At 38.7% G+C, this 9,734-nt stretch carries 10 protein-coding genes and 1 pseudogene; 6 read left to right on the top strand and 5 right to left on the bottom strand.

Features of this window, described 5'->3' with window-relative positions; genetic code table 11:
* Window positions 1-516 precede the first annotated feature (516 nt).
* Window positions 517-1,503: an ABC transporter ATP-binding protein gene (locus tag CWATDRAFT_RS26830; RefSeq protein WP_007307941.1), complete on the top strand. Its 987-nt coding sequence runs from the start codon at window positions 517-519 to the stop codon at window positions 1,501-1,503.
* Between the two features lie 98 nt (window positions 1,504-1,601).
* Complete coding sequence (locus tag CWATDRAFT_RS26825) at window positions 1,602-2,960, top strand: aminopeptidase P family protein (protein ID WP_007307942.1); 1,359 nt, start codon at window positions 1,602-1,604, stop codon at window positions 2,958-2,960.
* Window positions 2,961-3,049: 89 nt separating this feature from the next.
* Here the strand turns inward: CWATDRAFT_RS26825 and CWATDRAFT_RS26820 are convergent, their stop codons facing one another.
* Window positions 3,050-4,210 carry an RNA-guided endonuclease InsQ/TnpB family protein gene (locus CWATDRAFT_RS26820; RefSeq protein WP_007307940.1) on the bottom strand — a complete coding sequence of 387 codons (1,161 nt, stop codon included), beginning with the start codon at window positions 4,208-4,210 and terminating at the stop codon, window positions 3,050-3,052.
* A 431-nt stretch (window positions 4,211-4,641) separates the two neighbouring features.
* On the opposite strand from CWATDRAFT_RS26820, the gene CWATDRAFT_RS26815 reads away from it, so the two are divergent.
* On the top strand, window positions 4,642-4,860 hold the full coding sequence (locus CWATDRAFT_RS26815; protein ID WP_007307943.1) for a DUF2949 domain-containing protein: 219 nt from the start codon (window positions 4,642-4,644) through the stop codon (window positions 4,858-4,860).
* A gap of 62 nt (window positions 4,861-4,922) precedes the next feature.
* Window positions 4,923-5,828 (top strand): S66 peptidase family protein, encoded by a 906-nt coding sequence (locus CWATDRAFT_RS26810; protein ID WP_007307944.1) that lies wholly within the window; start codon window positions 4,923-4,925, stop codon window positions 5,826-5,828.
* 480 nt (window positions 5,829-6,308) lie between these two features.
* Here CWATDRAFT_RS26810 and CWATDRAFT_RS26805 read toward each other — a convergent pair whose 3' ends face one another.
* Window positions 6,309-6,626, bottom strand: a complete 318-nt coding sequence (locus tag CWATDRAFT_RS26805; protein ID WP_007307939.1) for a P-II family nitrogen regulator — start codon at window positions 6,624-6,626, stop codon at window positions 6,309-6,311.
* Between the two features lie 508 nt (window positions 6,627-7,134).
* On the opposite strand from CWATDRAFT_RS26805, the pseudogene CWATDRAFT_RS26800 reads away from it, so the two are divergent.
* A pseudogene (locus CWATDRAFT_RS26800) lies at window positions 7,135-8,244 on the top strand (sodium-dependent bicarbonate transport family permease).
* 19 nt (window positions 8,245-8,263) lie between these two features.
* Here CWATDRAFT_RS26800 and CWATDRAFT_RS26795 read toward each other — a convergent pair.
* Window positions 8,264-8,875, bottom strand: a complete 612-nt coding sequence (locus tag CWATDRAFT_RS26795; protein WP_007307938.1) for a molybdenum cofactor guanylyltransferase — start codon at window positions 8,873-8,875, stop codon at window positions 8,264-8,266.
* Between the two features lie 16 nt (window positions 8,876-8,891).
* Here CWATDRAFT_RS26795 and CWATDRAFT_RS26790 point away from each other — a divergent pair, with 16 nt between their 5' ends.
* Window positions 8,892-9,218 (top strand): hypothetical protein, encoded by a 327-nt coding sequence (locus tag CWATDRAFT_RS26790; RefSeq protein ID WP_007307946.1) that lies wholly within the window; start codon window positions 8,892-8,894, stop codon window positions 9,216-9,218.
* Between the two features lie 128 nt (window positions 9,219-9,346).
* Here the strand turns inward: CWATDRAFT_RS26790 and CWATDRAFT_RS26785 are convergent, their stop codons facing one another.
* A complete protein-coding gene (locus tag CWATDRAFT_RS26785; RefSeq protein WP_007307937.1) occupies window positions 9,347-9,523 on the bottom strand; it encodes an NblA/ycf18 family protein in 177 nt (58 codons plus the stop codon).
* Between the two features lie 56 nt (window positions 9,524-9,579).
* Window positions 9,580-9,699 (bottom strand): NblA/ycf18 family protein, encoded by a 120-nt coding sequence (locus CWATDRAFT_RS26780; protein WP_042712547.1) that lies wholly within the window; start codon window positions 9,697-9,699, stop codon window positions 9,580-9,582.
* Window positions 9,700-9,734 lie beyond the last annotated feature (35 nt).

Raw genomic sequence — 9,734 nt, 5'->3', positions numbered from 1 at the left:
TTAAATTTCCCGGGTTTGAAGGGGCCTTTTTCCGGTGCAAGCGCGAAAGGAGAGGGTTCTTTTTAAAAGAACGTAAGGAATTTTCCTTTTTTTAAGTTCAGAAAGTAGCTTCCGGCGGTTTAAGAATTATCATCCTTCGGTAATTTCCCCCGAGGAACCAGTTTGCGGGATGTTATATCGGGGGGATTTAAGGTATTATGGAAATTCTTAGCATACTCTTGAGACTGGATGGAAGACAGAATTTAAAGATTATCTCTATGTCTGTCATTTAGAGAGATGATGTGATGAAATACATCCATCGTGGGGTATTCCCGTAGATGAATTTTAGGGTTTATCGTTTTCTTCACACAATTACAAGATACTCCTGTGTTTATTTCTAAAACTCNTGATACTATANNCAAGAGAATTATTCATTAGAAGGAAAAAACATTACNTATCTAGATTATGAATTAGTATTCTATGAATTATTATTCTATACTTTAAATCGAGCCTAATTAACAAGAACAATAAATTATTATGTCTGTAATCAACGTCAAAAATCTTAGTAAAACTTATAAAGTTTCTTTAAAAAAGCCAGGTTTCAAAGGCACGATTGACCACTTTTTTAAACGCACGTATAGAGATATAGTAGCAGTGAAAGATGTATCATTTACCATTAATTCTGGTGAGATTGTTGGCTTTTTAGGGGCAAATGGTGCAGGAAAAACCACCACTCTAAAAATGTTAACAGGATTAATTCACCCCTCAAATGGAAAGATTAAGATAGTTGATCGTACTCCTTTTAAGCGTCATCCTACTTTTTTAAAAAAGATGAGTTTAGTTATGGGACAAAAACAGCAATTATTATGGGATTTACCAGCTTTAGACTCCCTAAAAATTAACGCTGCTGTTTATGAAATTCCTGACAAAATTTTTCAGCAAAGACTTCAAGAATTGTCCGAAATGTTATCCATTAAAGAACAATTAAACCAACCTGTACGTAAACTATCTTTGGGACAAAGAATGAAAGCAGAATTATTAGCTGCTTTGTTACATCATCCTCAAGTTTTATTTTTAGATGAACCCACATTAGGGTTAGATGTTAATTCTCAAGCTGCTATTCGTTCCTTCTTAAAAGAGTATAATGAAAGATACGAAGCAACGATTTTATTAACCAGTCATTATATGGCGGATATTACTGCATTGTGCGAAAGAGTTTTATTGATTCATGAGGGACAATTAATCTACGATGGAAACTTAGAGGACTTAGTAGAAAAGTTTACACCCTATAAAGAGGTTAACGTCGAATTATCTTATCCTTTATCATCAGAAAAACTAGCACATTATGGACAAGTTGAAACAATGAAAGGTCAAGAAGTTAGATTTTTAGTCAAACAAGAAGACCTTACAGACACTATAGCTAAAATTTTAGCTCAATTAGAGGTTAACGATCTCAGTGTAAGCGATCCTCCCATTGAAGAAGTTGTTAGTCAAATTTTCTCTAGGGGAAATGTTGATCTATAATATTTAGAAAAACCATAGTATAATCTTCCATACTGTCAGAAATATGCTATATTTATCTTAGAAAATAACTAATAAAAATTAGACAAGTAAATAAAAAAATGATTGATATTGAATACTTAAAAAATAGAAGAACAAAACTAGCTAATCTCATAGATGTTCCTACCGTCTTATGGTCAGGAAAATCTCCATCTAAAAATTTTCGAGCTAATCATTATCCTTTTCGTGCTAGTAGTCATTTTCTCTATTTTGCAGGACTTCCTCTAGAGAATGCAGCAATAAAACTAGACAACGGCAATTTAGACTTATTCATGGATAATCCTCATCCTGATAGTAGCTTATGGCATGGGGAAATGCCAAGAAGAGAAGATATTGCCCTACAAATAGGGGCAGATAATGCTTATCCGATGGAAGTATTGAAAGAGCAAATAAATGAGGTTGCTACTATTCCAGTTCAAGATGTTTTTACATACACAAAACAAAGAGAAATATTACAACGTTCTCTATCAATTAATAAGGAATTAAATCAAGTTGATGAGCAATTAATAAAAGCCGTAATAAGTTTACGTTTAACTCATGATAAAATAGGGTTAGAAGAAATAAAAAAAGCTATTAATGTTTCAGTTGAAGCTCACAAAATAGGTATTAACTCAACAAAAAAAAGTAAAACTGAAGCAGAAGTTAGAGCAGCGATGGAAAGCTATATAATAAGTCAAAATATGACCTGTGCTTACAATAGTATTGTTACTGTCAATGGGGAAGTTTTGCATAATGAAACTTATAATAATCAATTAAAGTCAGGAGATTTATTATTAGCTGATGTTGGCGCAGAAACACCTTTAGGATGGGCCTCAGATATTACTAGAACTTGGCCAGTTAGTGGCCACTTTTCCAGTAGTCAACGAGATATTTATGACATTGTTTTAGCTGCCCATGACGCTTGTATTGAAGGGATTAAACCTGGTGTAGAATATAGAGATATTCATCTCTTAGGAGCAAAAATAATTGCCGAGGGTTTAGTTAATTTAGGTATTTTAAAAGGTGATCTTGAACATTTAGTAGACAAGGACGCTCATGCCATATTTTTTCCTCATGGACTTGGCCATTTATTAGGATTAGATGTTCATGACATGGAAGACTTAGGAGACTTAGCAGGATATGAAGAAGGACGAACCAGAAGCGAGCGCTTTGGGTTAGGATATTTAAGGTTAGATCGTCCCTTAAAAGGAGGTATGGTGGTAACAATCGAACCTGGATTTTATCAAGTTCCAGCAATTTTAAACAATCCTAAATTTCAACAGAAATACCAAAATGATGTTAACTGGGAAAAGTTAAAACAATTTTCTGATGTTAGAGGAATTCGTATTGAAGACGATATTTTAGTAACAGAAACAGGAGCAGAAATTTTGACAAAAAACCTACCTACTAAAGCTATAGATATTGAAGAAATGATGAGTTGACACTCCCCATCTAATTACTCCACCTTGTTTCGTAATATAGATGGGGATTCTTGGTTCTTAGAAGTTACTTGCTTAGACAGGATTTCTCCTCAAAAAGTAGCGGTATCTTCTCCCCAAGCGTTTAGGCTATCTTGTAGCCAAGTTCCCGAATGCCCTGCGGTACTTAATCCAATTTTTAAGATGTTGCGTGCAGCATTTTCGTCACGATATAAATGGCATCCACAAGCACAAATATGAGTCCTTGTTGAGAGAGATTTTTTTACTATTTCCCCACAATTAGAACATTTTTGGCTAGTGTAGTGAGGAGGTACAGCAACAGTTATTTTGCCGTGTTTTTTCCCCAAATATTCTATCCATTCTCTAAACTGGTACCACGCTGCATCATTAATTGATTTTGCTAGACAATGATTTTTTAGTAAGTTCTTTATCCTTAAATCTTCGTAGGCAATTACATCGTTGGAGTAAATTACGCACCTTGCTAACTTAACAGCAAAGTCTTTACGTTGTCTACTTATTTTAAGGTGAGCTTTAGCCAATTTTGCCCGTGCTTTTCTTCTATTAGAAGAACCTTTCTGTTTTCTAGATAGTCTTCTTTGCAGTTTTTTAAGTTTCTTCTCTCCTTTTCTTAGGAATCTAGGGTTATCAATTTTCTGTCCATTCTGGTCAGTATAAAAAGACTCTAACCCTACATCTAAGCCAATTACACTATTAGCTGGTGAGCTATCTATTTTCACATCAATTGATAAGATAAACTGACAATAGTAACCATCAGCACGACGAATTAACCTGACCCGTTTTATGGACTCAATAGGATAAAAGTGTAAATCGTAAGTACCTACCAGCTTGACTCTACCTATGTTATTCTTGTCTATAAAAGTAATTGCTTTCCTAGTATTTAAGTCTAACTTCCATCCCGTAGTTTTATATTCCACTGAACGACAGTTTTTTTTAAACTTAGGATAGCCTTTCTTCCCAGGTATTTTCCTCTTACAGTTGTCGTAGAAACGAGAGATAGCAGACCATGCTCTTTCAGCACTAGACTGTCTAGCTTGTGAGTTTAGTTTGTTAGCAAAGTGAAAATCATGGGCCAATACACGACAATACTTATTAAGGTCATACTTATCGACTTTTTGATTGTCCATCCAAAAGCGCAAACACTTATTCTGGACAAATTGAGCAGTGCGTATTGCCTCGTCTGTAGCAGTATATTGATATTGTTTCGCCCTAACCTTGAACTCTAAGACTAACATTTATACTAACTTTACTAACCTAAATGTTAGTCTAGCACAAACTTGACTGCTTGGTGTTAACTGCTACTAAGATGTGGATGCTACGCAGTTTATACACTGGTCGGGTTTCATCCCTACCTAAAATGTAGAGATTTTTGATAGTATTTTTAGGTAGGGTCTTCACCCGACATTTTTGATAAACTCAGTTATCAGTCATCAGTCATCAGTTTTTTCGTCTCCCCACACTCCCCACACTCCCCAAACTCCGCGTCCCCTGTGTCTCCCCTGCTCAAGAAAGCTCCCCCATCTCCCCATCTCCGGTGTCTCCCCACACTCCCCCAAATTCACCCAAATGGGTGAACCTTTCTGATGAAGTCAGTTGACCCCAACTATTTTAAACTGGTAGCTACACAAAATCAGTAAACTTCCTTAAAAGTCGAGGAGAGTATGAGATGAGTCCTTTAGATTACAATCAAAAACTGATAAGATTTTTGCAACAAGAGTTGGACATTCCTGCTGAGTCCATTGCTTTAGTTGAGCGTCATCCTGAACTACCTTATAGTTCTTTTCCTATGTTACTGTGGCGTTATGGATTAATCACGATCGCTCAGTTAGAAAGAATTTTTGATTGGTTAGATAATGGTTTCTCGAATTCTGCAAGGGATTTTTAGACTCAAAAATATAGTTAATATTCGACTATTACCCTAGACAATACGAAACAATAACAAAATTGATGACTTCTCTTGGTTCTTGGAAAAAACCACCTTTTTTGCAACCTGGTGATACAATTGTAGGGATTTCTCCCAGTGGTCCCATCAAAGACGTTACGGCGATAGAAAAAGCTCAAGAAATTATGCGATCGCAGGGCTATAATTTAGAACTGGGTAAACATTGGAACGATCAATATGGTTACTTAGCTGGAACCGATGAACAACGCAGAGACGACTTATTAGAAGCTTTCAAAAATCCCAATTATAAAGCCATTATAGCCGTTCGTGGAGGTTATGGCGCAGCGAGATTATTAGAAGAAAAAGACTGGAAAACTATCTTTACTAATTATCCTAAATGGTTGATCGGTTTTTCTGATATTACTAGCTTACTTTGGAAAAGAGCAAAAGTTAAGATTTCTAGTATTCATGGGCCCGTATTAACAACTTTGGGCCAGGAACCTGACTGGTCCCTAAAACGCCTATTTAACTATCTAAAAGGTGATCCCTTACCTCCATTGCAAGGTCAAGGATGGGGAAATGGCCAAGGAGAAGGACGGTTATTACCAGCTAATCTTACCGTTGCCACTAATATCTTGGGAACCCCTTTACAACCCCCTTTGAATGACGTAATTTTAGCCCTAGAAGACGTAGGAGAAGCCCCATATAAGCTTGACCGAATGTTGACCCAATGGCGTTTATTGGGGGCATTTTCTGGGGTTAAAGGTATTGCTTTGGGGCGGTTTAGTGGTAGCAATGGACCGGCGAATAGTTGGACTGTAGAAGAAGTGTTACGCGATCGCTTAGGGGATCTCGGTATTCCTATTGTTTCTGAGTTACCTTTTGGTCACGATGGAGTTAACGCTATTTTACCCGTAGGAATGACCGTTAAGTTAGACGGCGATCGGGGTAGTTTAACATTCATTCCTTAGCTAATCATTGTTACACACAAATTCTTCAAGAAAAACTTAAAATTGGACGACAGTATAAAAAAATTGTAGCTATTACTATCTCTATCAATGGGATATTGCTAACCCGTAACGAGAGAGATTTTTCCCAAATTACTAATTTAAAACTAGACCAATTTAAGAGATGATTCTTTTAAGATCCATCAGAGTATTAAAATTAAAAAGAACGGAGCGATCGCTTACCAAGAATTCCTCAAAACAATGAAATTTTTACCATTGCTGAGACGATCGCCCTCCTGCTTGGATAAATTTATCTAACAAAGTGAAACACAGTTGAAGTCTCCATACTTTGAAAAGTGTGGATTCTAATCGTTGAATTTCCGTGCAATAAATTGAAGCTTCAATTCATTGATTCATTGGATTTTTTCCAATTTTATGCCCTTCAACAGACATCTACATCCCTCGATTTGATAACAATTATCAAACTGTTTTTATGGTTTTGACTCAAAACCTGTGTGCGTGCAGTACCTCCATTACGTCACAAATATAAGCGATACCGGAATAATCGTCGAAAAACTTCGTGGCCACATCATCAGAAATTTTCACAGCCATATCCCGACTAGGGGTGAGTACCTCGAACTTTACATTCGAGAAAGTGTCGCCAACAATAGGTTGTCCCGACGAGCGCACGCCCCGACTACCCTTACCACCAGCGGCCACAACCGTGTAACCGGTAGCACCGGCTTCGTCGATGATTTTGCCGATCTTTTTCAGCAGTAGCTTTTCTGTCACAATAACGAGCTTACAAGCCTTCTGAGTCATCTGGGTTACCTCTTAACGCCTTCTGTTGTGAAAATTCAAGACAATACTCTATGGTTTTTCCTTAAACCATTACTTTTAGTTTATACCAAAACGTAACACATCTACTACCCTCTGTTGAGAAAAGTGGAATATAGCCAACCAGGTTCAACTTATAAGTTTTGTTTATCAAAACATTAGACAACTTTGATTGCCAGTAGATTAACGAATGGCAAGTTTCGTCAACTATAAGTTTTCTTTATGTTTGAAATTTGAGATTGCGTTTCAAATTTATCCTCAAAAATGTAAAAGTCTGCTAATCTGAGTATAGACTTAAACACATACAAATCTTGCTTTTGATAGATAAAAGTATATGAAGGTGGTACCGCTTCTTAAAGAGGACATTTTTGAACACCCTATCCACAGGTTCTCCCATAACACCTGTACTTGAGAGGGGAAGTGCTTTACCCTCACTTTTAAAAGCTCACTTATTACAATAATCGCTCCCCGTTAAACGAGGAAGGAGGTATTAATGGATTTTTTCTCTGATTTCTTAACAAACTTTCTGTCTAAGTTGCAGTCCCCAACACTAGGCTTTTTGATTGGTGGAGGGGTTGCCGCCGCCGTCAATAGCCAACTATAAATTCCCGATGCAATCTATAAGTTTATTGTTTTCATGCTGCTCATTAAAGTCGGCCTGAGCGGCGGTATTGCCATCCGTAATGCCAACCTAGCAGAGATGCTCTTACCTGCGTTTTTCGCCGTGCTAACAGGCATCCTTATCGTATTCATCGGTCGCTATACCTTGGCCAAGCTGCCAAAAGTCAAAATCCTCGATGCCATTGCCACTGCCGGTTTGTTCGGTGCTGTGAGTGGCTCTACCCTAGCTGCGGCCCTGACGCTCATGGAGGCGCAGGGAATGGAATATGAGCCTTGGGCTGCTGCACTCTATCCCTTCATGGATATCCCAGCCCTGGTAACTGCGATCGTCTTAGCCAGCCTTTATACCAGCAAGCAGAAGCAGCGCGCTGCTGAAGAAGAATATCGCAGCAAGAAGGAGTTTTATGGCATGGAGGAAAATTATGACCAGCAGGGTATTACTGCAAGTAGCGATCCTAGCGCGCAGCGCAACGAGAGGGTCAAGATATGGCCTATTGTTAAGGAAAGTCTCCAGGGATCTGCTCTATCAGCACTGCTCCTGGGCCTCGCTTTAGGTTTGCTAACCCGCCCCGAAAGTGTTTATGAAAGCTTCTACGCACCCCTTTTCCGTGGACTACTTTCCATCCTGATGATCGTAATGGGTATGGAAGCTACAGCAAGGATCGGCGAGCTATGCAAGGTAGCCCAGTGGTATGCTGTATATGCCTTTATTGCCCCACTGCTCCACGGGTTTATTGCCTTCGGTTTCGGCATGATTGCCCACTACATCACAGGATTCAGCCTTGGCGGTGTCGTGATCATGGCCGTCATCGCCGCCTCCAGTTCAGACATCTCAGGACCCCCCACTTTACGGGCTGGTATTCCCAAAGCTAATCCCTCCTCCTACATCGGCTCATCCACAGCAGTCGGTACCCCAGTTGCCCTTGCCATAGGAATACCCCTCTACATCGCTCTAGCTCAAGCACTAATGGGCGCCAGCTAGTCTCAAACGGATCGTCGTCTTACTTTTCACGGCATCTCAAGTGAGTAAGATCCAGCGGTGTATTGCAATTAAAAAGAACGGAGCGATCGCTTACAAATAATTCCTGAACACAATTAAATTGTAACCATTGCTGAAACGATCGCCCTCCTCCTTCAATAAACCTATCCAAAGAAGTTAAACAAGAGGAACGATAAAACCCACATAAGGGTTCCCATCCCTTCTCATGACGGGGTAAACAGGCGACCTTCTTATCATAAACATGATCTAACTGTAGTAACCATTCTTCCATTGCTACAGTTTTTAGGTTGGGTAAATCACAAGCTAACAACAATACCCATTCTGTCTTAACATGAACTAAAGCTTGAGCAAATCCTACTAATGGACCTTGAGTTTCCCCTGAAGGACAAGTTTCTCGCAATAAATAACAATTAGCAGAGACGATTCTTTGATAACGTTCTATCCAAGGGGTAATAATATAAACAGGGTTAGCATACCCTTGGACTAAGTTAGCAGTACGCTGCAACAAAGGAACTCCTTGCATCTCAATCAACGCTTTATCTTTTCCCATACGAGAACTTTTGCCTCCTGCAAGGATAATGGCACTGAGACGGGTTGGCAAAGTTGTTTCCATACTATAGGGCAGAATAATGAAGAATCGCCATAACGATCCATTTCAAGAACAAAAACTAGAAAAATTAGCGCAAATAACCCGTCTGATCCCTGTAGTTGGTTGGGTCCCTGCGCTTTGGACAGTTTACCATCATCAGGAGAGTCGTCAAGTTTTGTCGGTTAGTCGTTTTTCACTTAAACTAACCTTTATCTGGGCAATAGCTTATAGCTTACTCTGGTTAAGCTCTTTACAAACATCTGAAACGTTTACTTTACGGTTACTATATCTTAACGGCTTGCTCACATCGGCTTACATTTTAGTTTGTTTGGGGTTCATGTTTCGGGTTTGGCAGAGAAAAAATTAACAAAATCCCTTCTTAGTGTACAGTGTAAAACATAGATTGACCTCCCAACACCCCTTGTCTCTCTTCTAAATTTGCCTAGAATATAAGAGAAGCTTGACACGAGATGGAGAGCGTCTAATCTCAAGACACTATAAGAGTTCGTTTTTCATCAAATCTCGGATCAGATTATCTCTGGCCATGATTTGCTGCATGGTATCAATTAAATAATTGATAACTTCTTCTCTTTCCAAATCTTGAAACTCTTGTTGTAAACATTGGAGTTGGAATTTCTGCTCTAAGGATAATTCAAAGACTTTTGCGTCCATAATGACCTCTCTGTGTTAATTAAAAGTTAGCTGGGCGTTAACGGGCAAAAACAGAGTTATTTGCCTAGATCTCGAATAACATTGGTCTTAATCATCAGTAATCTTGATGCTTGCACTAATAAATCTAATGCTTGCTCCCGACTCATTTGGTTGGCAGCATCACGCATCCGTTTCATTTCAAATGTTGCTCTAGTGATCCACGGCCATTACC

This window comes from Crocosphaera watsonii WH 8501 (assembly GCF_000167195.1).
Taxonomy (GTDB): domain Bacteria; phylum Cyanobacteriota; class Cyanobacteriia; order Cyanobacteriales; family Microcystaceae; genus Crocosphaera; species Crocosphaera watsonii.
This window is presented reverse-complemented; position numbering and strand designations above follow the sequence as displayed.

Coding starts and splice junctions, on each gene's coding strand:
- CWATDRAFT_RS26830 (WP_007307941.1), top strand. CDS start 517: ATGTCTGTAATCAACGTCAAAAATCTTAGTAAAACTTATAAAGTTTCT.
- CWATDRAFT_RS26825 (WP_007307942.1), top strand. CDS start 1,602: ATGATTGATATTGAATACTTAAAAAATAGAAGAACAAAACTAGCTAAT.
- CWATDRAFT_RS26820 (WP_007307940.1), bottom strand. CDS start 4,210: ATGTTAGTCTTAGAGTTCAAGGTTAGGGCGAAACAATATCAATATACT.
- CWATDRAFT_RS26815 (WP_007307943.1), top strand. CDS start 4,642: ATGAGTCCTTTAGATTACAATCAAAAACTGATAAGATTTTTGCAACAA.
- CWATDRAFT_RS26810 (WP_007307944.1), top strand. CDS start 4,923: ATGACTTCTCTTGGTTCTTGGAAAAAACCACCTTTTTTGCAACCTGGT.
- CWATDRAFT_RS26805 (WP_007307939.1), bottom strand. CDS start 6,626: ATGACTCAGAAGGCTTGTAAGCTCGTTATTGTGACAGAAAAGCTACTG.
- CWATDRAFT_RS26795 (WP_007307938.1), bottom strand. CDS start 8,875: ATGGAAACAACTTTGCCAACCCGTCTCAGTGCCATTATCCTTGCAGGA.
- CWATDRAFT_RS26790 (WP_007307946.1), top strand. CDS start 8,892: ATGAAGAATCGCCATAACGATCCATTTCAAGAACAAAAACTAGAAAAA.
- CWATDRAFT_RS26785 (WP_007307937.1), bottom strand. CDS start 9,523: ATGGACGCAAAAGTCTTTGAATTATCCTTAGAGCAGAAATTCCAACTC.
- CWATDRAFT_RS26780 (WP_042712547.1), bottom strand. CDS start 9,699: ATGAAACGGATGCGTGATGCTGCCAACCAAATGAGTCGGGAGCAAGCA.